The sequence below is a fragment of the Comamonas kerstersii genome (assembly GCF_002056725.1).
Lineage (GTDB): Bacteria > Pseudomonadota > Gammaproteobacteria > Burkholderiales > Burkholderiaceae_C > Comamonas > Comamonas kerstersii.
Genome location: NZ_CP020121.1, coordinates 2,645,155 through 2,671,167 on the forward strand (window position 1 = coordinate 2,645,155; position 26,013 = coordinate 2,671,167).

The window sequence follows — 26,013 nt, forward strand, 5'->3', positions numbered from 1 at the left end:
TGTGAGCAGGGCGCTGACACCAACGCCAAAGAGTCTGAATATGCAATTTCCTGAATCCTGGTTGCGCGAATATTGCAACCCACAGCTCACTACCCAAGAACTGGCTGACACCCTGACCATGGCGGGTCTGGAAGTGGAAGAGTTGGAGCCCGTAGCGCCTGCTTTCACCGGCATTGTGGTGGGTGAAATCAAGGAAGCCGTGCAGCACCCTGATGCTGACCGCCTGCGCGTGTGCCAGGTGGATGTGGGCGGCCCCGAGCTGCTGAACATCGTCTGCGGCGCGCCCAATGCGCGCGTGGGCATCAAGATCCCTTGCGCCACCGTGGGTGCTGAGCTGCCTCCCGGCCCTGATGGCAAGCCCTTCAAGATCAAGGTGGGCAAGCTGCGCGGCGTGCAAAGCTTTGGCATGCTGTGCTCGGCCAAGGAGCTGGGCATTGCGGATGACCACGGTGGTCTGCTGGAGCTGCCTGCTGATGCACCTCTGGGTCAGAACATCCGCGAATATCTGAATCTGGATGACACCCTGTTCACGCTGAAGTTGACGCCCAATCTGGCGCACTGCCTGAGCGTCTACGGCATTGCACGTGAAGTGTCGGCATTGACAGGTGCGCCTTTGAAGGCCATCGCATACCCTCAAGCAGCTGTCGGTATTCAGGACAAGCTGCCTGTGAAGATCGAAGCGCCTGATCTGTGCGGCCGTTTCTCGGGCCGCATCGTGCGCAATGTGAACACGCAGGTGAAGACACCCCAGTGGATGGTGGATCGTCTGGCACGCTGCGGTCAGCGCTCCGTTTCGCCATTGGTGGACATCTCCAACTATGTGATGTTTGAGCTGGGCCGTCCCAGCCACATTTTTGATCTGGACAAGATCAGCGGCGGCCTGAACGTGCGCTGGGGTAAAGAGGGTGAGACGCTCAAGCTGCTCAACGGCAACACCGTGAAGTTCGATGACTTCATCAAGGTAGGTGTGATTGCGGACGACAACGCTGTCGAGTCGCTGGCCGGCATCATGGGCGGTGATCACACGGCCGTGTCTGATGACACCCGCAATATCTATGTGGAAGCTGCTTTCTGGTTCCCCAAGGCAGTTGCTGGCCGCTCGCGCCACTTCAACTTCTCGACCGATGCAGGCCACCGCTTTGAGCGTGGTGTTGATCCTGAATACACCGTCGAGCACATCGAGCGCATCACCCAGCTGGTGCTGGAGATCTGCGGCACGCCCGAGACCGTGGTGGGTCCCGTGGATGACAACAAGGTCAACATGCCTGCGCCCAAGGTGGTGCAGCTGCGAGTGGACCGCGCCGCCAAGGTGATCGGTATGCCCGTGACCCAGCAGCAGTGTCTGGACGCCCTGAACGGTCTGGGTCTGCCTGCCAAGGCGGAAGGTGAGAACGTCATCAGTGTGACCGCGCCGACCTTCCGCTTTGACATCAATCTGGAAGAAGACCTGATTGAAGAAGTGGCGCGCATGATTGGCTATGACCATCTGCCCACCACCAAGCCTGTGGCCCCCATCTCGCCCAAGCTGCGCAAGGAAAACCAGCGCAGCAGCTTTGCGGTGCGCCGTGAACTGGCCGCGCTGGGCTATCAGGAAACCATCAACTTCTCGTTCGTGGAAGCCAAGTGGGAAGAAGAGCTGGCAGGTAATACCAATCCCATCAAGCTGCTCAACCCCATTGCCAGCCAGCTGAGCGTGATGCGCACCAGCCTGATCGGCTCGCTGATGCAGGTGCTCAAGTTCAACGTGGACCGCAAGGCCTCGCGCGTGCGTGTGTTTGAGCTGGGCCGCGTGTTCCTGCGTGACGACAGCGTGCAGGAGTCTGACTCCAGCGTAAAGGGCTTTAACCAGCCCATGCGCGTTGCCGGTCTGGCCTATGGGCTGGCTGACCAGCTGCAATGGGGCCAGGACGATGCCAAGGTGGACTTCTACGACGTCAAGGGTGATGTGGAAGCGCTGTTGGCGCCTCTGAAGCCTGTGTTTGAAGCGGCTGAACACCCCGCCATGCACCCCGGTCGCTGCGCACGCGTGCTGCTTGGTGGTAAGGTGATCGGTCATGTGGGTGAGTTGCACCCCAAGTGGCGCCAAAGCTGGGATCTGCCTGCAGCGCCCGTGCTGTTCGAGCTGGAGCTTGACGCCGTGCTGGCACGTGAAGTGCCCAAGTTCCAGACTGTCTCGAAGTTCCAGGCGGTGGAGCGTGACATTGCCGTGGTGGTCAAGGAAGGCGTGACCCACGCCCAGGTGATGGCTGCGGTGGCAGAAGGCGTTAAGGGCGGTGTGCTGCGCAATGCCGTGCTGTTTGACGTGTTCCGCCCCAAGAAGCTCAAGGCAGGTGAAGAAGCGGCTCCCGGCAGCCTGGCGCAGGATGAGAAGAGCTTGGCCGTGCGTCTGACGCTGGGCCGCGATGACGCTGCTTTGACGGATGTGGAAATCGATGCTGCCATGCAAGGCGCGATTGCAGCTTTGCAGGCGCAAGTAGGCGCACGACTGCGTGGATAAGGAAGTTATGAACACACAAGACGTCATGCTGGGGGATGCAGAAACCTCGGGTGCGCTGACCAAGGCGCAGCTGGCCGATCTGCTGTTTGACCAACTGGGTGTGAGCAAGCGTGAGGCCAAGGACATGGTGGATGCCTACTTTGACCTGATCTCTGGCAGCCTGGTGCGCGGGGAAGAGGTCAAGCTCTCGGGCTTTGGTAATTTCCAGATTCGCTCCAAGGCACCACGCCCTGGCCGCAACCCTCGTACCGGGGAGTTGATCCCGATCGACGCCCGTCGTGTGGTGACTTTCCACGCCAGCAGCAAGCTCAAGGAGCAGATCCAGGGCTGAGGGCAGGTGCTGTTGCCCAGTTTTCAATAACTTAGGCAACAGCACGCAAAGTGGCGCAGTTTTTTGAAATTGCGCTACAAAAATAGGTGTAGAATTCAACCTATCGATTGATCGGAATGTAGCGCAGCCTGGTAGCGCACTTGCATGGGGTGCAAGGGGTCGCGAGTTCGAATCCCGCCATTCCGACCATCAATCTTTCCCTGGTTTCAGGCTTTGTCTGGGGCTTGGATTTCAAAGTTTCTTCAGAGCTTTGAAATCTGGATGAAAAATCCGGGGTATAATCTGAGGCTTCGGAATGTAGCGCAGCCTGGTAGCGCACTTGCATGGGGTGCAAGGGGTCGCGAGTTCGAATCCCGCCATTCCGACCAGTTTGAAAGCCACTTGATCGCAAGATCAAGTGGCTTTTTCATTGTTGCTTCTTTAATTTTCATAGCGCCTTGCGCTTGTGTGTACTGTGTTTGAAATATTTTTAGCTTGCAGTTGCTGATTCTGCCTGCGCAAGCAGCTCTTAAAAACAGAGTGCAGACAGTGTGCAGTGAGGTCTGAGGCAGGTCATGCAGCTGGGGTGGATGTGCTGGCACGTTGCCAGCAGGGTGCTGAGCGCCAATGCGCATTCAAGGTATGGTTTCTCGTCAGGCTGGCACCTGTGCGCTGAGGCAACCGATGCGCCATCCAGGTAATGCTGTGCGCAATCTGTGCGTGCAGGGTGGCAGAGCAAAAAAGGCCCAGAACCAAAGTACTGGGCTTTTTTTGATTGACTTAAATAAGAGAGTGCTTATTTAGGCAGTCTGGTCTTGAATCAGGAAATTCAGACGGTCCTTGCCAGCAATCCACAGTGGTGGCTTGCCACGGCCAGTCCAGGTAGCGCCGGTTTCAGGGTCGCGGTACTTGGGGGCCACGGTCTTGGTGCCAGCAGCGGCTGCACGAGGAGCCTTCTTGGAGAAAACGTCTTCTTCAGTCAGTTCGTATTCAGCAACGATGGCGCGCACTTGGGCAATGGCAGAAGCCAGCGCTTCTTTGCGGGCAGCTTCAATTTGCTTTTCCAGTTCTGCGCGTTGTGCCAGGAGTTCTTTGTATGTGCTCATCGAATTAAGGGGAAGGTGAAACTAAAAAATAAACGCCACGAGGTTGTGACGTACTGGTGAATGCGCTGATTTTATATCGAAATTGAAAAGCAGTAAAAGAGCAGCTGGCAAAATTTGCAAAAAACGTGCTTGCTGGTGCTGCTGTTTGCAGGGCTGCTTGTTGTTTTTTGCAACATATGCAGGGAGTCTGTGTCTCAGGCTGTGTCAGCTTATCGCAAGTGGGCCATGAATAATGCTCGAAATATAAAGAAGAAAAGGAGACATGGCCATGCAGCAATTTCATGACTTTTATCAACACTCTATCGATCCCCAGCAGCGCGACCAGTTTTGGCTGGAGCAGGCAGCTTTGGTGGACTGGCACCAAAAGCCTCAGCAAATTTGTGATTATTCGCAACCACCTTTTGCGCGCTGGTTTGCTGACGGGAGTTTGAATCTTTGCCATAACGCGATTGACAGGCATTTGTCCGCACGCGGGAATCAGGTGGCATTGATTGCCATTTCCACAGAAACAAATACCGAGCAAAGCTATACCTACGCGCAGTTGCATGCCGAGGTGCAGCGCATGGCTGCGGTATTGCAGTCATTTGGCGTGGGTAAAGGCGATCGTGTACAGATTTATATGCCCATGATTGCCGAGGCAGTATTTGCCATGCTGGCCTGCGTCCGTCTGGGGGCGATTCACAGTGTGGTGTTTGGGGGATTTGCCTCGGCATCGCTGGCTTCGCGTATTGAGGATGCACAGCCCAAGGTCATTATCAGTGCGGATGCAGGTGCACGCGGTGGCCGTGTCGTGGCGTACAAGCCCTTGCTGGATGAGGCGCTGAAACTGAGTGCACATCAGCCGAAGGCGGTACTTCTGGTAAATCGCGGTCTGGCGGCCATGGATTTACGGGCAGGGCGTGATCATATGTGGCAGGAGTTACGCGCCAGATATCTGGATGTGCAAGTGCCTTGCGAATGGGTGAAATCTACCGACCCAAGTTATGTGCTGTACACCAGCGGCACGACGGGCAAACCCAAAGGTGTGCAGCGGGACACAGGCGGCTATACCGTGGCACTGGCAGCCAGCATGCCTCATATTTTCAATGCCAAGCCCGGACAGACTTTTTTCTGCACCAGTGATATTGGCTGGGTCGTGGGGCACAGCTATATCGTGTATGCGCCTTTGATTGCGGGCATGGCGACGATTCTTTATGAAGGTCTGCCTGTTCGGCCAGATCCGGGCATCTGGTGGCAGCTGGTGGAAAAATACCGTGTCACGCACATGTTCTCTGCGCCAACAGCAGTGCGTGTTTTGAAAAAGCACGACCCGCAATATCTGCGCAAATATGATCTGTCGAGTCTGCAGGCATTGTGGCTGGCCGGAGAACCATTGGATGAGCCGACGGCGCAATGGATCAGCGAAGCACTGAATGTGCCGGTGGTTGATAACTACTGGCAGACAGAAACCGGTTGGCCCATCATGACTTTGTGTAACGGTGTAGAGCGTCAGCCCAGCAAGTTTGGCAGTCCGGGCAAGCCTGTATATGGTTATCACGTCAAACTGATTGACGATAAAACCGGAGAGGAATTGCAGGGGGCGGGCCAGAAAGGTGTGCTGGCAATTGAGGGCCCATTGCCTCCGGGGTGCATGCAGACGGTGTGGGGTGATGATGCACGTTTTGTCAAAACTTACTGGCAAAGCATCCCGGGGCGCATGATTTACAGCACGTTTGACTGGGGCGTGCGCGATGCAGAGGGTTACTACTTTATTCTGGGCCGCACGGATGATGTGATTAACGTGGCAGGACACCGCCTGGGCACCCGTGAGATTGAAGAGACCATTTCGTCTCACCCCGGTGTGGCAGAAGTCGCGGTGGTTGGTGTGGCGGACAGCCTGAAAGGTCAGGTGGCTCTGGCATTTGCCGTGGTGCGCGATGTGAACGCAGTACAAAGTGCCGAGCAGCGCAGTGCCATAGAGGCCGAGGTCATGAAGCTGGTGGATGATCGGCTGGGTGCCGTGGCGCGGCCTGCGCGCGTGCTGCTGGTAACGGCATTGCCCAAGACACGCAGCGGCAAGCTGCTGCGCCGTGCATTGCAGGCTGTCGCCGAAAACCGCGACCCCGGCGATCTGAGCACGGTGGAAGATCCTGCGGTGCTGGCACAGATCAGGGACGCACTGCAAGGCTCAGCCCCGGCTGAGCAGGCGTGAGTGCTTGAAGTCCGATGACTGATGCGAGGTGATGCCGAGCAAGCTTGCCGCAGCGCGGCGGCTTGCTCTGTGTGCTTGTGCATGGAATGGCGGCGATGCTCAGCTGGCCAGCTGTGGCTGGCTGGTCTGCTCCCGGGTCTGCAGCCAGCGGTAAAAGTCCTCTACCGCCATGGGGCGTGCGAAATAAAAACCTTGTGCCCAATGGCAGCCCATGTCTGAAAGACAGGCGCACTGTTCGTGACTTTCCACACCTTCCGCAATGACTTTGCAGCCAAACGAGCTGGCGATGGTGATGACTCCGTGCACGATGGCACGGTGCGCACGGTCTGTCAGCATGTCGCAGACAAAGCTGCGATCGATTTTGAGACTGTCCAGTGGCAGCTTGCTCAGATAGGTGAGGGAGGAGTAGCCGGTACCACAAAATCGTCCAGTGAAATGTTCAACCCGAGCGCGCGCAGCGCCTTGAGGACCTGAGACATTTTCTGCATGTCGTGCAAGGCTGCGTTCTCCGTGATTTCCAGATCCAGCAGTCTGGGTGGGATGCGAGGGTGGGCTTGCAGCTGAGATGCCATCCACTGCGTGAAATGGCTGTACTGCAGATGTGTGGGAGATAGGTTGACGGCTACCGGCAGTGACAGGCCTTGCTGCTGGAAGTCTTCCAGGATGTCCAGCGCCTGCATGATGGACCACTGCCCAAAGGCAAGCTCCAGCTCGCCGCCTTCGATATGCGGCAAAAAATGCTGGGGTGTCAGCAAACCTTGCTGTGGATGCTGCCACCGGGCCAGCGCTTCCACGCCGATGACCTGGCCAGACTGCATGTCTACCTTGGGCTGGACGTGCAGCACAAATTCATGGTGGTGCAGCCCCTGCAGAATGCGTTGGCCCTTGATGTGGTTTTCTCGCTGGCTGCGATCTTCGTTGGCATCAAAAGCTTCAATGCGGTTGCGCCCGGACTGCTTGGCCTGGTACATGGCCTGATCGGCATGGCGTATCAGTGTGTCCGCATCGCTGGAATCATCGGGGGAGAGGGTGTAGCCGATACTGGCGGTGACCAAGACTTGCTCGCCATCGAGCGCATAGGGCCGGGAGATGCTGTGCATGATCCGCTGCAGCATGGCTTCACACTCCGCACGGGAGTTGAGCAGGTTGAGCAGCAGCACGAACTCGTCACCCCCAAAGCGGGCTGCACAGTCATTGGAGCGCATGGTGTGTTGCAGGCGCTTGGCGACCAGTACCAGCAGGCGGTCGCCAGCTGCGTGGCCCAGACGGTCGTTGATGGGTTTGAATCCGTCCAGATCCAGGTAGGCAATGCCCATCAGCTGCGTGCTCTGGCGACTGCTTTGCAGGGCATCGTTCAGACGTGCAGCCAGCTCTACGCGGTTGGCCAGACCCGTCAGTGTGTCGAAATGGGCCAGTTGCCGCAGCGTGTTTTTCTGCTCCTGCTGCTCGGTGACGTCCAGGCACACACCCAGCATGCGCATGGCACGGCCATGCAGGTCGTAACTCACGATTTTTCCGATAGAGCGCAGCCAGCGAGGCTGTCCCGCAGGCCCTGGACGTTGCCAGGTGATATCAAATGGACCACCTTCCGGGTGATCGATATGGCGCTGCAGCTCGGCGTTGCAGCGCGCTACATCGTGAGGCTCCATGATTTCTGTCCAGTGCCAGCGTTTCTGACCGGCAGGGCTGAGGTAGGCAGGCTTGATTTCCAGGCCGTTGAGCTTGTGCTAGAAGCTGTCGCCCGTAATGCTCCCATGGAGCAGATCCCAGTCCCAGCGCCCCAGGGTGGCGGCCTCCAGCGTGACTGCGAGCAGGGCTTCGCGCTCACGGATGGATTCCTCCTGGCGCTTGTAGGCATCGATGTCCTGCATCACGCCGCGCATGGCAATGATTCTTCCGTTGTCGTCCTGTACAGCTTCTCCGTGGGAGCGGACCCAGAGCTTGCGCCCATCGGTGCGGATGATCTGCATGTCAATATTCCATGCTTTGTTCACGCGCAGGCATTGCTGCAGCTGCCTGCGCATATGCTCTCTGTGTTCCGGGGCGACAAAAGTGCTGAGGTAGTCTCTGGGCAGCGGACTGCTGCGCGGCACGCCGTGGATGTCGTAGCAGACATCGGACCAGTACACCAGACCTTGACCGCGCCGGTCTTCCCAGGCACCCAGCTGGGCGAGGTGGCCCGCTTGCTGCAGCAGCCGGTTGGCGGAATGCAGCTGATCGACCGCTTTTTCATAGTCGCGCATGTCATGAAAGATGAAGAACATGCAGGGCTCGCTGTCAAACTCGACCAGCACCGCGGAAATCGTGCCAGGGACGATCTCGCCATGGGACTGGCACAGAATGCGCAGACGGTGCACCTGCCCCTTGCTTGCCAGCTCGTCCAGCAGGCGCACACGCTCTTCGGGTGTGGCATAGACCTGCAGTTCGGCATTGGTGCGCCCGATGATTTGTTCGCGCGGCAGGCCCAGCATATTGCACAGGGCTGGGTTGACGTCGATGAATCGCCCGTCCTTGATGGAAGTAATGCCCACTGCATCAGGTGAGGCGCGGTAGGCAGCGCTGTACAGCGTGTGTGACATGTCCTGCGGCATGTTGCGCTGCCGTGCAGTCACGACGACCACAACCAGGAGCAGTACCGTGAGCCAGGGCAGGCTGAGCCACTGGCCATAGCTGCCGAGCCAGCCAGATAGATCTGCAGGTAGCTGCAGCCATTGCCATGTGACTGGCAGCATGACAGCCAGCGCTGAGACCAGTAGCCAGGCGCTGAAGGAATGGCGCAATACATGAGCGAAAAGCTGTGAGGCAAAGGCGGTCATAGGCCGTCTGATCCATGGGCGTTATGTACTCACACAAAGCGCAGCAGAGGCAAGGCGCCTGGTCGTGCGCAGGCCCTGGCCAGCAGGACGTCTTGCGGGGGGTGATCTGTGAGTGCGGCCTCATCGTGCAGCCTTCCCGGTTGGAGCGCTATGAGGGATTACCTCGTAACAAAGTGTAGGAAGTGCAGGCAGAAAGTCGAGCTTTCCGTAGGGGTGGTTGCTCCAAGTCTCTAGAATGACGGCCGAGCACGTACGGTGCTCTTTGTTTTTGTGGCCTGTGCCACGTTGAGGATTTCACTGTGCAGATTGCTGCTTCTATCTTTAAGGCCTATGACATTCGTGGTGTGGTTCCAGCCACACTGACCGAAGAGGTCGCCCGCGGCGTAGGCCGTGCATTTGGCATGGCTGCCCTGGCTGAAGGTGAAAAAGTCGTGGCCGTGGGGCGTGACGGGCGCCTGTCCGGGCCAGCGCTGAGCCAGGCCTTGATGGCAGGTCTGGTGGATGTAGGCATTGAAGTGATTGATGTCGGCATGTGCACCACCCCCATGCTGTACTTTGCGGCCGCCACGCTGTGCAAGAGCGGCATCATGGTCACGGGCAGCCACAACCCCAAGGACTACAACGGCTTCAAGATGGTACTGGCAGGTCGCGCCATTTACGGCCCTGAGATTCAGGCCCTGCGCCAGACCATGGAAGCGGAAAGCTGGCAGCTGCAGGCAGGTGGCAGCATTCGCCAGGCCGATGTGCTGGCTGACTACACCGCACGCATTGTGGGTGATGTCAAGCTGTCGCGCCCTGTAAAGATTGTGGTGGACTGCGGCAATGGTGTGGCGGGTGCCACGGCGCCGGGGATTTTCCGCGCGCTGGGCTGCGAGGTGCTGGAGCTGTTCTCTGAGGTGGATGGCAATTTCCCCAACCACCATCCAGACCCCAGCAAGCCAGAGAACCTGCGCGATGTGGTCAAGGCTCTGCAGGAAACTGATGCGGAATTGGGACTGGCATTTGACGGTGACGGCGACCGCCTGGGCATTGTGACCAAGGACGGTCAGACCATCTACCCCGACCGCCAGATGATGCTGTTTGCCAAGGATGTGCTCTCACGCGTGCCCGGAGGCACGATTTTGTTTGACGTCAAGTGCACGCAACGCCTGGCACCTGCCATTCGCGAAGCAGGCGGTGTGCCCGAGATGTACAAGACCGGCCACTCGCTGGTCAAGGCGCGCATGAAGGAGCTGGACTCTCCCCTGGGTGGCGAGATGAGTGGTCATATCTTCTTCAAGGAGCGCTGGTACGGCTTTGATGACGGCACCTACGCAGGCTGTCGCCTGCTGGAAATTCTGAGCAAGGAAGCGGACCCCAGCGCTGTGCTCAATGCGTTGCCCACCAGCTTCTCAACCCCGGAGCTGAACGTAGCCTGCGCCGAAGGTGAGCCCCATGCCCTGACTGCACAGTTGCAGGCACTGGCGCCTGAAGTGTTTGCTGCGCCTGCCCAGATCAGCACCATTGATGGTCTGCGTGTGGACTGGGAAGACGGCTTTGGTCTGATTCGCGCCAGCAACACCACGCCGGTACTGGTGCTGCGCTTTGAAGGCCATACCCAGGAAGCTTTGAACCGCATCGAGGCCCAGATGCTGGCACTGCTCGAGCGTGTCAAGCCCGGTGCCAAGATCGGCAGTGCCGCGCATTGATGGCGCAGCGCAGAGGAGCAGCATGAACCTGAGCTTGGCGGCTTATTCCCTGCTGGCGTGGGCGGCGCAACCCTTGCTCAAGCGCAAGCTGCGCAGGCGAGCCAAGGCAGAGCCAGGGTATGCGGAAGCCGTACCTGAGCGCTTTGGCTGTTACACGCCCAGGGATCTGGGTCGTGAGGCCGCAGGCCAGTGGGTTTGGGTGCATGCCGTGTCCCTTGGCGAAACGCGTGCTGCGGCATTGCTGATCCATGAGCTGCGTGCTGCCATGCCAGGCATGCGCCTGCTGCTCACGCATGGAACGGCTACGGGCCGTGCTGAAGGACGCAAGCTGCTGCAGCCTGGCGACATACAGGTGTGGCAGCCGTGGGACAGTCGCAAGGCCGTGCGCCGCTTTCTGCAGCAGTTTCAGCCAGCCATCGGTGTGCTGATGGAAACCGAGATCTGGCCCAATCTGGTGCAGGGCTGCCAGCGCATGGGCGTGCCTCTGGTGCTGGCCAATGCCCGTCTCAATGCCAAGTCGCAGGCTGGTGCGCAGCGCTGGTCATCGCTGTTTGAACCCACCTACGGCGCTTTGCGTGCCGTATGGGCGCAGACCGAGGAAGATGCCGAGCGCCTGCGCAGCGTAGGCGCTCCCGTGCAGGCCGTGCTGGGCAATCTCAAGTTTGATGTGCAGCCTGATGCGGCTTTGCTGGAGCAAGGCAAGGCCTGGCGTGCGGTGAGCCAGCGGCCCGTGGTGGTGCTGGCCAGCTCGCGCGAAGGGGAAGAAGCGCAATGGATGGCCCAGTGGGCTGGTCGCAAATTCCACGGGGTGGCTGGGCAGTGCCAGTGGCTGATCGTGCCGCGCCACCCGCAACGGTTTGATGAAGTCCATGCACAGCTTCTGGAAGCCGGGCTGCGTGTGGCACGCCGCAGCCAGTGGGGCGATGGCCTGCCACCGACCGATGTGGATGTCTGGCTGGGCGATAGCTTGGGGGAGATGCCGCTGTACTACGCTGCGGCAGACATCGGCTTGCTCGGTGGCAGCTTTGAGCCGCTGGGGGGGCAGAATCTGATCGAAGCTGCGGCCTGTGGCTGCCCCATGGTGATCGGCCCACACACGTTCAACTTTGCCCAGGTATCGCAGACGGCTTGCGAAGTGGGGGCTGCATTTCGTGTGCTGGATATGGAGCAGGGCGTGCAGCTGGCAACTGCGCTGGTGCGTGATGCCAGCAGTCTGGCAGCTGCGCGGCAGGCCGCGCTGGAGTTTGCGGCCTCACACCGTGGTACCGCCAGAGCGACGGCGCAGGCCATACAGCAGCTGTTGCCGTACCGTTAGTATGAAAAATATAGCTGTCAGCGCTTGTGTAGCAAGCGCTGGAGCCTGATTTGACCATGATTGCATGGTCTGGTTTGCTGGAAGCCCCATGTATAACACCCATGATCCACAAGTGCTGCCCATACGCGATGGCGTCAAGCCCAGCTGCGTGGTGCTCCCCAATGTGGGGGACGGGACTTGTCTGGACTTTCTGGTGCAGCGCCTGCCGGCTGTATCGCGTGAGAGCTGGCTGGAGCGCATGGCACGCGGTGAAGTGGTGGACGAGCTGGCTCGCCCCGTGCAGCCGCACACGCCGCTGCTCAAAGGGCTGCGTATTTATTACTACCGTGAGGTAGAGGCAGAGCCGCACATTCCATTCGAAGCCGAGGTGCTCTACCAGGACGCCCACATTGTGGTGGCAGACAAGCCACACTTTCTGCCGGTCACACCGGGCGGCAAGTACTTGCAGAACACCTTGCTGGTGCGGCTGAAGAACCAGCTGGGCCTGCCGGATCTGTCGCCTGTGCACCGCATCGACCGTGATACGGCGGGGCTGGTGCTGTTTGCCGCGCGTCGAGAGGACCGTGGTGCCTATCAGGCCCTGTTTCGAGAGCGCACGGTGCACAAGGCCTATGAAGCGATTGCGCCGTGGAACCCCGCCATCACCTTTCCGCGTGAGCACGCAAGCCGCATGGTGGAAAGCAACAATTTCATCCGGATGCAGGAAGTCGCAGGCACGCCCAACAGCTTTACACAGATGGAACTGCTGGAGCACAACCAGCACTGGGCGCGCTACCGGCTTTTGCCCATCAGTGGCAAGCGCCACCAGCTGCGCGTACACATGGCAGCGCTGGGGCTAGGGCTCAAGGGCGATGGTCTGTACCCTGTGGTGGATGATGCGCCAGAAGGGGATTTTTCTCGCCCCCTGATGTTGCTGGCGCAAAGCCTGGCATTTTGCGATCCCGTGACCGGGCTGCAGCACCAGTTTCGTTCCCGGCGCACGCTGGGCCCGCTGCCGCGGCATGAAGCGGTGCACAAGCCCGTGTTGAACTATCGGAACGATTGAATGGCTTGCGCGCCATGCCATGCATGAAACCTATAATCAAAAGTTAATTCGTGCAGCAGTGTTTGCGCACAAGACAACGACTTATCCATGAGCACTCCCAAATTCTCCGTTGCGGACATCCGCAAGACGTTCCTGGACTTTTTTGCATCCAAGGGCCACACCATTGTGGAATCCAGCCCTCTGGTGCCCGGTAACGACCCCACTTTGATGTTCACCAACTCGGGCATGGTCCAGTTCAAGGACGTGTTCCTGGGTACCGACAAGCGCCCCTATAACCGCGCAACTTCGGTGCAGGCCTGCCTGCGCGCCGGTGGCAAGCACAACGACCTGGAAAACGTGGGCTACACCGCGCGCCACCACACTTTCTTTGAAATGCTGGGCAACTGGTCGTTCGGCGACTACTTCAAGCGTGAGTCGCTGAAGTGGGCGTGGGAGCTGCTGACCGAGGTCTACAAGCTGCCCAAGGAGCGTCTGCTGGCGACGGTGTACGCTGAAGACGACGAGGCCTATGACATCTGGACCAAGGAAATTGGCCTGCCTCCAGAGCGCGTGATTCGCATTGGCGACAACAAGGGCGGACGTTACAAGTCCGACAACTTCTGGATGATGGCTGACACCGGCCCTTGCGGCCCTTGCTCGGAAATCTTCTACGACCACGGCGAACACATTGCCGGTGGCCCTCCTGGCTCGCCCGATGAAGACGGCGACCGTTTCATCGAAATCTGGAACAACGTGTTCATGCAGTTCGACATGGACGAGCAGGGCAACGTCAAGCCGCTGCCCGCACCGTGCGTGGACACCGGCATGGGTCTGGAGCGTCTGGCTGCCATTCTGCAGCACGTGCACAGCAACTACGAGATCGACCTGTTCCAGAACCTGATCAAGGCCGCTGCCCGTGAAACCGGCACCAGCGATCTGGAGCATCCATCGCTGCGCGTGATTGCCGACCACATCCGTGCAACTGCCTTCCTGGTGGCGGACGGTGTGATTCCTTCCAACGAAGGCCGTGGCTATGTGCAGCGCCGCATCGTGCGCCGAGCCATCCGCCACGGTTACAAGCTGGGCCAGAAGACGCCGTTCTTCCACAAGCTGGTCAAGGACCTGGTCGCCGTGATGGGCGATGCCTATCCCAAGATCCGCGAGCAGGAGGCCCGCATCACCGAAGTGCTGCGCGTGGAAGAAGAGCGTTTCTTCGAGACCCTGGCCCATGGCATGGAAATTCTGGACAGCGCCCTGGCCGGTGACGCCAAGGTACTGGCTGGTGACGTGGCCTTCAAGTTGCACGACACCTACGGCTTCCCCTTGGACTTGACCAACGACGTCTGCCGCGAGCGCGGTGTGACCGTGGACGAAGCAGGCTTTAACGCCGCGATGGAAGCCCAGAAGAACATGGCCCGCGCCGCTGGTAAGTTCAAGATGGACCGTGCGCTGGAATACACCGGCGCGGCCAACACCTTCACCGGCTACGAAAAGCTGGTGGAATCTGCAAAGATCGTAGCGCTTTACGCAGAAGGTACGCCCGTTTCTGAGCTGAAGGCTGGTCAAAGCGGCGTGGTTGTGCTGGATACCACTCCTTTTTATGCAGAGTCCGGCGGCCAGGTGGGCGATCAGGGCGTTATCAGCGCCGCAGGCAGTGTGTTTGCGGTGGAAGACACCCAGAAGATCAAGGCCGATGTGTTTGGTCACCATGGCGTGCTGGAGTCCGGCAGCCTGAAGGTGGGCGATGCTGTGCAGGCGGAGGTCAACACCCAGCTGCGTGCCGCCACCATGCGCAACCACTCGGTTACCCACCTGATGCACAAGGCATTGCGCGAAGTGCTGGGTGAGCACGTGCAGCAAAAGGGCTCGCTGGTCAATGCTGACCGCACCCGCTTTGACTTTACGCACAACGCACCTGTGACCGCAGAGCAAATCCGCGAAATCGAGCGCCGTGTGAACCAGGAAATTCTGGCCAACACCGCCACCGATGCACGCGTGATGGACATCGAATCGGCCAAGGCCAGCGGCGCCATGATGCTGTTCGGCGAGAAGTACGGCGAAACCGTGCGTGTGCTGAACATTGGTACCAGCCGTGAGTTGTGTGGCGGTACCCACGTGCATCGCACCGGCGATATCGGTCTGTTCAAGATCGTGGCCGAGTCGGGCGTGGCCGCTGGTGTGCGCCGTGTGGAAGCGGTGACGGGTGAGAACGCACTGGCCTATCTGCAATCGCTGGAGTCCACCGTGGACCAGGCTGCTGCAGCGCTGAAGGCGCCTGTGGCAGAACTGAACCACCGCATTGGTTCGGCGCTGGATCAGATCAAGGTGCTGGAAAAGGAAATTTCCGCACTCAAGGGCAAGCTGGCTTCCAGCCAAGGCGATGAACTGGCTACGCAAGCTGCGGATGTCAAGGGCGTGAAGGTGCTGGCTGCCAAGCTCGATGGCGCGGATGCCAAGACCCTGCGTGAGACCATGGACAAGCTCAAGGACAAGCTGGGTGCGGCCGTGATCGTGCTGGCCGCTGTCGACGGCGACAAGGTGCAGCTGGCTGCCGGTGTGACCAAAGCTGAGACTGCCAAGGTCAAAGCGGGTGAGCTGGTGAACTTTGTGGCCCAGCAGGTAGGCGGCAAGGGCGGTGGCAAGCCAGACTTGGCCATGGCCGGTGGCTCCAATGCCGAGGGCGTACCAGCTGCGCTGGCATCGGTTCAGGCCTGGGTGGCTGAGCGCATCTGATTGCGTACTTCACCTCACTAAAAACCAGAAGGCAGTTCTGCCTTCTGGTTTTTTTATGGAAAGAGCGCAGGCGCTTTCTGGCTGCCTGATGATGAGATTGAGACATATGCAAACAAGCAAGTTGCTGTGGTGTGCAGTGTGTCAGCGCTGCTGGCAGGCTGGGCTGCGGCTATGGGGGGCGGCGGTATGTCTCTGGACTGCAGGCATGGCACAGGCGCAGTCTGTGGTGTTCATCAACCCGGGCATGTCCGATGAGATTTTCTGGACTTCCGCCAGTGATGCCATGCGTAAGGCGGCTGACAGTCTGGGTATGCAGCTGCAAGTGGTGACTGTGGAGCGCGACCGCCTCAAGCCCATGGAGGTTGCGCAGTCCTTGGCGCAGTTGCCGCCGCAGGAACGCCCTGACTACGTGCTCTTTGGTAACGAGTACAGTGTGGCGCCCAGTGTGCTCAAGGCGCTGGAGGGGGCCGGCATCCAGGCGTTCATGGCGTTCAGCGGAATTCATGAAGATCTACGCCCGCAGGTGGGTTTTCCCAGAGAGCGCTTCCCATTCTGGCTTGGCAGTCTGGAGTCCAATGCCGAAGATGCGGGGTATCGCACAGCCAAGGCCTTGATTGAAGCAGCCCAAAAGCATCCACAGTGGCGTGATGAGCAAGGCCAGTGGCAGATGTTGGCCATTGCTGGCGACCGTTCGACCCCTGTTTCCATCACCCGCAATCAGGGCATGCTCAGGGCCGTGAGTGAGGCGGGTGATTCCGTCAAGCTGATGCAGCAGGTCTACGGTGAGTGGCGCCAGGACAAGGCACGCGAGCAGGCTGCTGTGCTTTTTCAGCGCTATCCGCAGGCGCGCATTGTGTGGAGTGGTAATGATGTGATGGCGCTGGGCGCCATGCAGGCCTGGCAAGAGCAGGGTGGTAAGCCAGGTCAGGATGCTGTTTTCAGCGGCATCAATACCTCAGCGCAGGCACTGGAAAAATTGCGCCAGGGTGAGTTGACCGCCATGGCAGGCGGTCATTTTCTGGCCGGGGCATGGGCCATGGTCATGCTGTTCGACTACCACCACGGCATTGATTTTGCCGATGAAGGTCTGGAGCAAAAGCGCCCCATGTTCATGTTCTTTGACGCTAGCAGCAGCAAACGCTTTGAGCAGCGCATGGGAGCGGGTAGCAAGGTCCGTTTGGACTTCAGACAGTTCAGTAAATACCTGAACCCTCATCTGAAGCGCTATGATTTTGACATTCACAGGCTGCTGCACTGACTGGGTATCCTGACCGCCATGCCAAGTCGCCATCTTGAATTCCGATCCATCTCTACACGCATGCTGCAACGCATTGTTGCTTTGGCCATGGTGTGCCTGATTGGAATTGGTGGTGTGCAGGTATGGGTGGAGCGCTCTGTTCAGGAAAAGCAGTTCTTCAACACCATGGCGCTGATTGTGGAGACCAGCAGCCGTGCGATTGGCCATGCGCTGTGGGATATTGACCGGGAGCGCCTGAACAACCATCTGCAACGACTTACCGAAATTGAGGCAGTAGGGGCGGTGCATATTCAGGTGGCGCTGACCGGTGAAATATTGACGGCTGGGCGCAGCAAAGCCGTGCTGGATGCGCCCTCGTATGAAGCCGTGATTCACTCACCAGATGACAAGGAGCAGGTGCTAGGCACGATCGAGGTCTGGGCTGATCCGGACTTCCACCGCAATCTGCTGTGGGAATCGCAGAAGCATGTGATTCCTGGCTATCTGATTTTTACGGCACTGATGTGCATCATGGTGGCTTGGGTGATCCGGCGTGACCTGGGTCTGCCGCTGCGCCAGATTGCGGACTTTGTGCGCCATCTGCGCCCTGAGGCGGTGAGCCAGCCTCTGCAGATTCAGCGTGCGCGGCATGAGCGCTGCGATGAAATCGATCTGGTCGTGCAAGGCTTTCACCATCTGCAGGAGGAGCTGGATCGCCATATCAGGCAGCTGGATGGCCTGGTCAAGGAGCGCACGCAGGAGCTTTCCGAGCTGGTGGAAGAGGTCAAGCGACTGTCGCAGGTGGATGTGCTCACTGGTGCGTACAACCGCCGAGCCATGGAACAGCGCCTGCCGCTGGAGCTGGATCAGTGCATGAGCGAAGGCAGGGCCTTCAGCATTATTTTTACGGATATCGACCACTTCAAGCGCATCAATGACAGGCACGGTCACGCGGTGGGTGATGCGGTGCTGCGTGCCATTGCCCAGCGCCTGCAGCATGCTCTGCGGGCGGGTCAGGACTGGATGGTCCGTTTTGGCGGGGAGGAGTTTGTCATCTGCCTGCCCGATACTGCGCTGGATCAGGCCAGCGAAGTGGCGCAGCGCCTGGCACAGGTGGTGCGCAGTGAGCCTTGGCAAGGTGATGGCCTGCAGCTACAGCTGACCTGCAGCTTCGGGGTGACGCAGCGCCGCAATGGTGAGTCCATGGAGGCGCTGCTGCAGCGTGTGGATGGCCTGCTGTACCGGGCCAAGCATCAGGGGCGCGACAGTGTGTGTTCCGAGGCCTGAGCGGGCTATTCAGAACAGTTCGATGTCGTCGTGTATCTGTGCGTGGTGCAGCTGCCCATCGGCATGGAGCTGCTCGTACTGGCAGACGCGGTTGCGGCCATGCTCTTTGGCAAAGTACAGGGCCTGGTCGGCCTGTCCCAGAATTTCAATAGGCGCACACAGCTTGGCGCAGGCAAAGCCAATGCTGACCGTGACAGAGCCCACCTGCGGAAATGCATGCCGGGCGACGGTCTCGCGAAAGGCCTCGAGTGCTGCCTGTGTAGCCTCACGGCGCATGGGGGGCATGAGTACCACAAACTCTTCACCACCAAAGCGGAAGATACGGTGCTGTGTGCCAAAGGCAGTGCGCAGCAGATTGGCCACCAGAATCAGGACCTCATCACCAAACAGATGGCCAAAACGGTCATTGACCTGCTTGAAGTGGTCAATGTCGATCACGGCCAGCCAGGGCTGTTCCTCTGAGTCATGCACCTGGGCGGCAAAACGCATCAGGTGTTCATCAAAAGTCTTGCGGTTGAGCAGGCCGGTCAGTGCATCGCGCTCGCTGTAGTCCAGCAGGCTCTGGTAGTTCTTGTAGACCGTAAAAATGGCCAGAATGACATCCAGCTCATGCTTGCTGGGCGGGGTGGCGCGAATGATTTCGACGCAGGCATGCACTGGCTCATGCATCCAGACTGGCAGCCACAGTATGTATTGCCCATGAACGCCCGTCTGCTGGGCCTGTTGGGCACGCTGCGTGATACATGCGTGCAGATGGGGGACGGACTGCAGCGGCTTGCGTGCAGGGTCATTCATGAAGTCCTGCGCAGCAGTGACCAGCTGGTCGTTGTGCAGCCAGGTGCGTGGCCGCACCCAGTAAGCGTCATCGAGCTTGAGCAGTTCCAGCGCCCGAACACTCTGTATATGTGGCAGCTGCAAAAAAGTGGAAAGGACGGAGAGCTCCAGGCGAAGATGATCCCGTTGCTCGGTCATCTGGACCAGATTTTGCAGAATACGCATGAATGTTCGGGGCAGTTGGACGATCCCGGGTGGTGTGCTTAGCGTTTGACGAACACCAGATCCCAGACGCCATGTCCCAGCTTCAGACCGCGGTTCTCAAACTTGGTGAGAGGGCGGTAATCAGGCTTGGGCGCATAGCCTTCTGCGGTGTTGGCCAGCTGGGCTTCGGCGCCCAGCACTTCCAGCATTTGCTCGGCGTAGGGTTCCCAGTCGGTTGCGCAGTGGATGTAGCCACCTTGCTTGAGTCGGCTGGCCAGCTTGGCCACCAGTGGCGACTGGATCAGGCGGCGCTTGTTGTGCTTTTTCTTGTGCCAGGGGTCTGGGAAGAAAATGTGCACGCCGTCCAGCATGCCCTCGGGCAGCATGAAGTCAATGACTTCGACGGCGTCGTGCTGCAGGATGCGGATGTTGTGGATGTCCTGCTCGCCAATGCGCTTGAGCAGCGCGCCCACGCCGGGCTCGTGCACTTCGCAGCACAGGAAGTTGTCATCAGGGCGCACGCGTGCGATGTGGGCCGTGGCCTCACCCATGCCAAAACCGATTTCCAGAATCAGCTTGCCGGGGCGACCGAAGGCGGTCTGCGGGTCCAGCGGCTGGCCGGTGTAAGGCAGCACGAACTTGGGGCCCAGCTCTTCAAAGGCCTTGGCCTGTCCGGTGGTCACGCGGCCAGTGCGGCGCACGAAACTGCGAATGGTGCGGGGATGTGCCACATCGGCAGGCGCTTGGCCTGCAGCGGCAGTGTTAGGGGCTGTGTCAGCCATGGTGGTGTTTTGATGCTCAGTCACGCCGGCTATTGTATGTGGCTCGCCATTCGTTCACCCATTGCTGCAGTGCGTCTGCCAGCGTGGTTGCAGGGCTTACGGGCTGCAGTTGCAAGTTCTGTGCCGCCGTGTTCAAGGCAGCCAGCGGGTCGCTCACATCCACGGCAGGTGCACCATGCTGTTTGGAAAGCTTTTCGCCATCGGGCATGCGCACCAGCGGTGTGTGCAGGTAACGCGGGTGTGGCAGGCCCAGCGCATGCTGCAGCAGCAGCTGGCGCGGTGTGTTGTCCGTCAGGTCTTCGCCCCGTACCACGTGGGTGATGCCTTGCAGTCCATCGTCTACCACCACGGCCAGTTGGTAGGCGTACAGGCCATCAGCGCGCTGCAGCACAAAGTCGCCAGCGACCTGTGTCGGGTCCTGCTGCTCGGCGCCCAGTCGCCGGTCCTGCCAGTGCAGCATGTGGCTGGGTTCTATGAAAAAAGGAGCTGTCTGTGCTTGTGTATCAAGCGCTAGAGGCCAATTTTCTATATATTTTTGCAGGGCGAAGCGCCAGCTGCGGGCAGGTTTGCCGTGCAGACCATCGCGGCAGGTGCCGGGGTAGGGGCGCTCCACATGGCGTTCATGCACCAGGCCCAGCTGCTGCCAGGCCTGTTCCAGGTCTTTGCGGGTGCAGCCACAGGCATAGGCCAGACCGGCTGCGCGCAGCTGCTCCAGCGCGTCGGCATAGTGTGCGTGGCGCTGGGATTGCCAGACTGGCGGTTCGTCCGGGGTCAGGCCGCACTGGCTGAGCTGCTGCAGGATGACCTGGTCGGCCCCTGTCATGCAGCGTGGCGGGTCAATGTCTTCGATGCGCACCAGCCAGGTGCCGTGGTGGGCACGTGCGTCCAGCCAGCTGGCCAGGGCCGCGACCAGCGAGCCTGCATGCAAGGGGCCTGTGGGTGAAGGTGCAAAGCGCCCACGGTAGGGACAGGGCAATGAAACTGTCATGGGAAGAAGAAACAATCAGCGAGTCAGCGAATCAGCGCTGAGGCAACCAGCTGTAGCGGTGCTGCTCCAGCAGGGCCTGCTGGGTCACAGGGCTTTGCAATTGCTCCAGCCACCATTGCAGGGCCTTGCCCGGGGCGTTGCCACCGCTTTTTTTCCAGGCGTAGCGCACCCGGACATTGCGTGCCGCGCGCGCTATAGGTTTGATAACAAGCAGGCCGGCATCCACATAGGGCTGGACCATGGCCTGTGAAAGAAAGCCACAGCCCAGGCCGCGCACCTGGGCGTCGATCTTGGCCTGGATGTGGTCTACGGTGAAGATGTCCTGCCCGTCCAGCAGTCCCATGGAGGTGCGTTCACGCTGTGCGGAGTCGCTGATGACGACGAGGCGGTGTTCGCGCATGACTTCATCCGTGATCGGGCCTTCATGCTGGGCCAGCGGGTGAAAGGGCGCCACGGCAAAGGCAAACTGCACATCGCCCAGGTCCTGTACCTGCAGACCGGCGGCGCTGGTGTTGGTGGGCGTCATGCCCAGCGCCAGGTCGGCGCGGCCCTGGATCAGACATTCCATGGGGCCAGACAGGGTACCTGTGGTCAGCTTCAGCCGCGTAGGGGCGTTGAGCGCGTAAAAGGCTTCGACCAGATCCAGCAGCGTGCTGTGTGAGAGCACGGCATCGGCCACGATGGTCAGCTCTGGCTCCCAGCCAGTGGCTACACGGCGTACGCGGTTGGCAACGGCATCAATGTCCTGCAGCAGACGTGCACCTTCGGCCAGCAGGGCCTGTCCGGCCTCGGTGGGCTGGGCCTGGCGGGTGCTGCGGTCAAACAGCAGCACATCCAGGGCTTCTTCCATTTGCCGCACCCGGTAGGTGAGCGCGCTGGGCACCAGTTGCAGCTGGCGTGCAGCAGCTGCGAAACTGCCGGTATCGGCAATGACCTGCAGCATGGCAAGGCTGTCCGGGGTTAAAACATCACGAGGACTGGGCATGCAGGAAATGTGTCTGAAGAAGACAAGTCCATTCAAAGAGTTTGAATGATGCCATCAAACGGCTTTGTGTCGAAGGCAAAGCTGGGCTTTTACAGTGGGGTGTTTGCTGCCAAGGAGGTGTGTTCATGTTTCGTATCCGCCCATCGCATGAGCGAGGTTTTGCCGATCACGGCTGGCTGACCTCGTTTCACAGCTTTTCGTTTGCTGGCTACTACGACCCCCGTCATATGGGCTGGGGCAATCTGCGCGTCATCAATGAAGACCGCATCGCGCCCGGAGCAGGCTTTGGCGCGCACCCGCACCGTGACATGGAAATTGTCAGCTACGTCATTGACGGTGCACTCTCGCATGAGGACAGCATGGGCAATGTGCAGACCATCACACCCGGCGAAGTGCAGCGCATGACAGCGGGCACGGGCGTGGTGCACAGTGAGCACAACCATGCCCAGGGCCAGCAGACGCATTTTCTGCAGATCTGGCTGCTGCCCAGTGCCCAAGGGCTGCAGCCTGGCTATGAGCAAAAGCGTTTCAGCGAAGCCGAAAAAACCAACACGCTGCGGCTGGTGGCGTCGCCTGACGGGGCGCAGGGCTCGGTGCAGCTGCATGCCAATGCCCGTATCTATGCCAGTGTGCTGCGGCCAGAAGATGGGGCTGCCGTACAGTTCAGCCATGTCCTGCCAGCGGGGCGAAAAGCCTATGTGCAGCTCATCCACGGCAAGCTGGAGGTATCAGGTCACCTGCTGCAGGCCGGGGATGCACTGCTGGTGGACCAGGAGCCGCTGCTGCAATTTACGGGAAGCAGTCCCGCCGAGTTTTTGCTGTTTGACCTGGAGGCTTGAGTATTCCTGTTGCTCCAGATTTCATGCGTATTTTTTGCAGAGATTTGCGGATAACACGTATATTTTTTGCTAGTAGCATGCTTTCTTAGCAACCTGTAAGCCTGCACGCGGCATGTGATGCAGGTATGTTGATATGGAAATGCATGCTCTACAGCCACTGGCCCAGCAATTGTTTGCTGACATTCGTGCGCTGACTTTTGATGGTGTGGGTGTCACCCGCGCCAGTTACGGTGAGGGCGAGAACGCCTGCGCTGCCTATCTGGAAAAATTTGTGCGCAGCGAAGGTCTGGATGTGACCACGGACCGCGCTGGCAACTTCATCTATTTCGACCCTGCTGACACACGCAGCACCCCTGCGATCTGGTGCGGCTCGCACCTGGACTCGGTGCCACAGGGCGGTAATTACGACGGCCTGGCTGGTGTGGTTGCCGGTCTGCTGGTGCTGCTGGCGGCCCGGCGTGAAGGCGTCACGCTGGCTGCACCGCTGAAGGTGATTGGCTTTCGTGGGGAAGAAAGCGCCTGGTTTGGCAAGGCCTATATGGGCTCGGGTGCGCTGTGGGGCAAGCTCACGGCGGCAGATCTGGCGCTCAAGCGCCGTGGTGACGAAGTGACGCTGCGTGATGCGCTGGCCGCATGCGGTGCGGACATGGACGCCATCAGCCGTCAGGAAAAGCTGTTCAATCCTGCCGATATCCGTGCCTATCTGGAGCTGCACATCGAGCAGGGCCCCGTCATGGTGGCACGAGAGATTCCCGTGGGTGTGGTTAGTGGCATTCGCGGCAATGTGCGCCACAACAAGATTGAGTGCTTTGGCGATGCCCAGCACTCGGGTGTGGTGCCGCGCTGGCTGCGCAAGGATGCGGTGTTTGCCGTGTCGGACCTCATCGTGCGCCTGGACAACCACTGGCGTGCGCTGCTGGAGCGCGGCACAGACCTGGTGGTGACCTGCGGCGTGGTGCAGACCAACCCGGCAGAGCACTCGATTTCGCGCGTGCCCGGTTACGCCCATTTCAGTTTTGAGGTGCGTAGCAAGAGCAGCGACACGCTGGAAGCTTTCTACCAGCTGGTGCAGGCCGAGATGGCCTCGATCGAGCGCGAGCGCGGCGTGAAGTTTGCGCTGGACCGCCGCCTGACCAGTGACCCCGCAGTGACCGACCCGCTGCTGTGCGAGCTGATGGCCAAGGCCTGCCGCACGCGCGGCATTGCGCACGAGCGCATCCCCAGTGGCGCAGGGCATGACGCCGCGCTGTTTGCCAATGGCGGTGTGCCTTCTGGCATGGTGTTTGTGCGCAACCAGAACGGCTCGCACAACCCCTATGAAGCCATGGAACTGAGCGACTTCATGCTGGGCACCCAGGTGCTGGCGGACACCATGCTCGCAATTACTGCGTAAAGCCATGCAATCTCTGCAAAGAAAGACCAAGTGATGACCCAATCTTTACGACATGACGCAGCAGCCATGCTGCTCGATGCGGGCTGTGTGGAAGTGCGCACTGATGCTGCTTTTATCCTGCCTTCGGGCTGGGCCAGCCCCGTATACATGGATGCCACGCGTCTGATCTCGCTGCCCACCATACGCCGCGAGCTGATGAAGCAGGGCGTGCAACGCCTGCTCGATGCGGGTGCTCTGCAAGGCCTGTCTGCTGTGGCAGGCGGGGAGTCCAGCGGTATTGCCTTTGCGGCCTGGTTTGCCGAAAAGCTGGATATGCCTTTGCAGTACGTGCGCAAGCGCCCTGTGGGCAGCCGCCAGATTGAGGGCGTGGTGCACTCAGGTGGCAAGGTGCTGCTGGTGGACGACATGGTCTCGGCGGGCCAGTACAAGCTCAACTTCATCGAAGCGCTGCGCAACCAGGGCGCGCGTGTGGAAGACCTGTTCGTCGTATTTGACTACGGCTGCTTTGGCTCAGACGCCGTACTGGCGCAGCACGGTGTGTGCGTGCATGCGCTGTGCAACTGGCAGGATGTACTGGCCATGGCCTTCCAGCGCGGCGGGTTCTCCGTAGAGCAGCTGGCAGTGTGGCAGGCCTTTTTGCACAACCCCGCCCAATGGTCGCTGGCCCACGGCGGCATTGGTCAATAATCGCACTCTCACAATCAGAGCGGCTAGCGCTTGATTTTGCTGGTTTTTAGATAGAAAACTATCTGAAATCCTTTGAAATCAAGCGCTATCTGCTCTTGTATTCATAGAGGGTGTGCACCGTGTTTGTTGTTTCCAAACTCTTGTCGGCCATCACCCAGCCTGTGTTCTGGCTGGCTTTGTGGTGGCTGCTGGCCTTGCTGCTGCTCAGCCGCCAACCCAGGCTGGCCCGGCGCATGCTGTGGGCAGGGCTGGTGGTGCTGGGGCTGCTGGGTTTTCAGGCCGGGCCAGATGCTTTGCTGCGGCCGCTGGAAAACCGCTATGCCGTACCTGCGGCTGAACGTGTGCCAGAGCATGCTGGCGTGATTGTGCTGGGTGGTGCGCTGGAGCACCCCGCCAGCTGGCAGGCGCATGGACAGGTGCCGCTGGGCCAGTCGGTAGAGCGTATGACGGTGCCTGTCGGCTGGATGCATGCGCACCCTGAGCTGCAGCTGGTCTTCAGCGGTGGCGAAGGGCGCCTGCTCACCACGGGGGTGACCGACGGCCAGTTGGCCACGCAGTTCTACCGGGAGCAAGGCCTGGACATGGCGCGTGTGCATATCGAGCAAGGCTCGCGCACCACCCGCGAAAACGCGCAGCGTGTGGCCCAGACGCTGGGTGAGCGCTGCCACAACGAACGCTGGCTGCTGGTGACATCGGCCTGGCACATGCCGCGCTCCGTGCCCGAGTTTGAAGCTGTGGGCTGCCAGATCACGCCATACCCCGTGGACTTTCGCACGGGCGAGAGCACGCCATGGACGGAATACCGTATGGCCGAGAGCCTGCTGCGCTGGCAGGTGGCGCTGCACGAATGGCTGGGGCAGCTGGCCTATGCGTTGACGCGTTGAGCAGCTCCCGCAACCAGCAAGCGGTCACAAAAAAAGCCTTGCAGCATGTACTGCAAGGCTTTTTTGCAAGCGCTATCTGAAGTGTCTGTGATCAGTACTTGAAGATGGCCACAGTATCGACCAGCGCCTGAGCCTGCTGCTGCAGGCTGCGTGCGGAGGCGGTCATTTCCTCCACCAGTGCTGCATTCTGCTGGATGACCTGGTCCATTTCGGTGACGGCTTCGCCCACCTGCACCACGCCAGCGCTTTGTTCGCGACTGGCCGTTCTGAATT

21 protein-coding genes, 2 tRNA genes and 1 pseudogene are annotated in these 26,013 nt (G+C 59.8%); 15 read left to right on the forward strand and 9 right to left on the reverse strand.

Features of this window, described 5'->3' with window-relative positions:
- Window positions 1-40 precede the first annotated feature (40 nt).
- The 4 genes from pheT to B5M06_RS12460 all read left to right on the forward strand — a co-directional run bounded on the left by pheT (window position 41) and on the right by B5M06_RS12460 (window position 3,196).
- Complete coding sequence (gene pheT / locus B5M06_RS12445) at window positions 41-2,497, forward strand: phenylalanine--tRNA ligase subunit beta (RefSeq protein ID WP_054067756.1); 2,457 nt, start codon at window positions 41-43, stop codon at window positions 2,495-2,497.
- A 7-nt stretch (window positions 2,498-2,504) separates the two neighbouring features.
- Complete coding sequence (locus tag B5M06_RS12450) at window positions 2,505-2,828, forward strand: integration host factor subunit alpha (RefSeq protein ID WP_240183919.1); 324 nt, start codon at window positions 2,505-2,507, stop codon at window positions 2,826-2,828.
- Window positions 2,829-2,940: 112 nt separating this feature from the next.
- Window positions 2,941-3,017, forward strand: a tRNA-Pro gene (locus tag B5M06_RS12455).
- A 102-nt stretch (window positions 3,018-3,119) separates the two neighbouring features.
- Window positions 3,120-3,196: transfer RNA gene (locus B5M06_RS12460), tRNA-Pro, on the forward strand.
- 411 nt (window positions 3,197-3,607) lie between these two features.
- Here B5M06_RS12460 and B5M06_RS12465 read toward each other — a convergent pair.
- On the reverse strand, window positions 3,608-3,913 hold the full coding sequence (locus B5M06_RS12465) for an H-NS histone family protein (RefSeq protein ID WP_054067709.1): 306 nt from the start codon (window positions 3,911-3,913) through the stop codon (window positions 3,608-3,610).
- Window positions 3,914-4,181: 268 nt separating this feature from the next.
- Here B5M06_RS12465 and B5M06_RS12470 point away from each other — a divergent pair, with 268 nt between their 5' ends.
- Window positions 4,182-6,104, forward strand: a complete 1,923-nt coding sequence (locus B5M06_RS12470) for a propionate--CoA ligase (protein WP_133936541.1) — start codon at window positions 4,182-4,184, stop codon at window positions 6,102-6,104.
- Window positions 6,105-6,203: 99 nt separating this feature from the next.
- Here the strand turns inward: B5M06_RS12470 and B5M06_RS17240 are convergent, their stop codons facing one another.
- Genes B5M06_RS17240 through B5M06_RS12485 form a run of 3 tightly spaced genes read right to left on the reverse strand, consistent with a single transcriptional unit; the run spans window position 6,204 to window position 8,920 of the window.
- Window positions 6,204-6,494, reverse strand: a complete 291-nt coding sequence (locus B5M06_RS17240; protein WP_240184061.1) for an EAL domain-containing protein — start codon at window positions 6,492-6,494, stop codon at window positions 6,204-6,206.
- Entirely contained in the window at window positions 6,491-7,816 is a 1,326-nt protein-coding gene (locus tag B5M06_RS12480) for a putative bifunctional diguanylate cyclase/phosphodiesterase (protein WP_338028325.1), read from the reverse strand. The genes B5M06_RS17240 and B5M06_RS12480 overlap by 4 nt, the downstream gene beginning before the upstream one ends.
- A gap of 15 nt (window positions 7,817-7,831) precedes the next feature.
- Complete coding sequence (locus tag B5M06_RS12485) at window positions 7,832-8,920, reverse strand: PAS domain-containing protein (protein ID WP_054067713.1); 1,089 nt, start codon at window positions 8,918-8,920, stop codon at window positions 7,832-7,834.
- Between the two features lie 299 nt (window positions 8,921-9,219).
- Between B5M06_RS12485 and B5M06_RS12490 the strand changes: the two genes are divergently transcribed.
- The 6 genes from B5M06_RS12490 to B5M06_RS12515 all read left to right on the forward strand — a co-directional run bounded on the left by B5M06_RS12490 (window position 9,220) and on the right by B5M06_RS12515 (window position 18,204).
- Window positions 9,220-10,608, forward strand: a complete 1,389-nt coding sequence (locus B5M06_RS12490; protein WP_054067714.1) for a phosphomannomutase/phosphoglucomutase — start codon at window positions 9,220-9,222, stop codon at window positions 10,606-10,608.
- A gap of 22 nt (window positions 10,609-10,630) precedes the next feature.
- Window positions 10,631-11,923 (forward strand): 3-deoxy-D-manno-octulosonic acid transferase, encoded by a 1,293-nt coding sequence (locus tag B5M06_RS12495; protein ID WP_054067715.1) that lies wholly within the window; start codon window positions 10,631-10,633, stop codon window positions 11,921-11,923.
- A gap of 88 nt (window positions 11,924-12,011) precedes the next feature.
- Entirely contained in the window at window positions 12,012-12,968 is a 957-nt protein-coding gene (locus B5M06_RS12500; RefSeq protein WP_054067758.1) for a pseudouridine synthase, read from the forward strand.
- A gap of 87 nt (window positions 12,969-13,055) precedes the next feature.
- Window positions 13,056-15,680 (forward strand): alanine--tRNA ligase, encoded by a 2,625-nt coding sequence (gene alaS / locus B5M06_RS12505; RefSeq protein ID WP_054067716.1) that lies wholly within the window; start codon window positions 13,056-13,058, stop codon window positions 15,678-15,680.
- Between the two features lie 205 nt (window positions 15,681-15,885).
- Window positions 15,886-16,938, forward strand: a complete 1,053-nt coding sequence (locus B5M06_RS12510) for an ABC transporter substrate-binding protein (protein WP_054067717.1) — start codon at window positions 15,886-15,888, stop codon at window positions 16,936-16,938.
- An 18-nt stretch (window positions 16,939-16,956) separates the two neighbouring features.
- Window positions 16,957-18,204 carry a GGDEF domain-containing protein gene (locus tag B5M06_RS12515; RefSeq protein WP_077345580.1) on the forward strand — a complete coding sequence of 416 codons (1,248 nt, stop codon included), beginning with the start codon at window positions 16,957-16,959 and terminating at the stop codon, window positions 18,202-18,204.
- 9 nt (window positions 18,205-18,213) lie between these two features.
- Here B5M06_RS12515 and B5M06_RS12520 read toward each other — a convergent pair whose 3' ends face one another.
- Genes B5M06_RS12520 through B5M06_RS12535 form a run of 4 tightly spaced genes read right to left on the reverse strand, consistent with a single transcriptional unit; the run spans window position 18,214 to window position 21,937 of the window.
- Window positions 18,214-19,203 carry a GGDEF domain-containing protein gene (locus B5M06_RS12520; protein ID WP_054067719.1) on the reverse strand — a complete coding sequence of 330 codons (990 nt, stop codon included), beginning with the start codon at window positions 19,201-19,203 and terminating at the stop codon, window positions 18,214-18,216.
- Between the two features lie 38 nt (window positions 19,204-19,241).
- Window positions 19,242-19,964: a tRNA (guanosine(46)-N7)-methyltransferase TrmB gene (gene trmB, locus B5M06_RS12525; protein WP_054067759.1), complete on the reverse strand. Its 723-nt coding sequence runs from the start codon at window positions 19,962-19,964 to the stop codon at window positions 19,242-19,244.
- A gap of 16 nt (window positions 19,965-19,980) precedes the next feature.
- Window positions 19,981-20,952 (reverse strand): tRNA glutamyl-Q(34) synthetase GluQRS, encoded by a 972-nt coding sequence (gluQRS, locus tag B5M06_RS12530; RefSeq protein ID WP_054067720.1) that lies wholly within the window; start codon window positions 20,950-20,952, stop codon window positions 19,981-19,983.
- 31 nt (window positions 20,953-20,983) lie between these two features.
- On the reverse strand, window positions 20,984-21,937 hold the full coding sequence (locus tag B5M06_RS12535; RefSeq protein WP_054067721.1) for a LysR family transcriptional regulator: 954 nt from the start codon (window positions 21,935-21,937) through the stop codon (window positions 20,984-20,986).
- Between the two features lie 125 nt (window positions 21,938-22,062).
- Between B5M06_RS12535 and B5M06_RS12540 the strand changes: the two genes are divergently transcribed.
- The 4 genes from B5M06_RS12540 to B5M06_RS12555 all read left to right on the forward strand — a co-directional run bounded on the left by B5M06_RS12540 (window position 22,063) and on the right by B5M06_RS12555 (window position 25,740).
- On the forward strand, window positions 22,063-22,776 hold the full coding sequence (locus tag B5M06_RS12540; RefSeq protein WP_054067722.1) for a pirin family protein: 714 nt from the start codon (window positions 22,063-22,065) through the stop codon (window positions 22,774-22,776).
- Between the two features lie 133 nt (window positions 22,777-22,909).
- A complete protein-coding gene (locus B5M06_RS12545) occupies window positions 22,910-24,169 on the forward strand; it encodes an allantoate amidohydrolase (protein ID WP_054067723.1) in 1,260 nt (419 codons plus the stop codon).
- A 33-nt stretch (window positions 24,170-24,202) separates the two neighbouring features.
- On the forward strand, window positions 24,203-24,856 hold the full coding sequence (locus B5M06_RS12550) for an orotate phosphoribosyltransferase (RefSeq protein ID WP_054067724.1): 654 nt from the start codon (window positions 24,203-24,205) through the stop codon (window positions 24,854-24,856).
- Between the two features lie 119 nt (window positions 24,857-24,975).
- The gene (locus B5M06_RS12555) at window positions 24,976-25,740 is read left to right on the forward strand and encodes a YdcF family protein (protein WP_130932690.1); all 765 of its coding nucleotides are present in this window, start codon (window positions 24,976-24,978) and stop codon (window positions 25,738-25,740) included.
- A gap of 97 nt (window positions 25,741-25,837) precedes the next feature.
- Here B5M06_RS12555 and B5M06_RS12560 read toward each other — a convergent pair.
- Window positions 25,838-26,002, reverse strand: a pseudogene (locus tag B5M06_RS12560) (methyl-accepting chemotaxis protein); the annotation flags it as partial.
- Window positions 26,003-26,013: the final 11 nt, after the last annotated feature.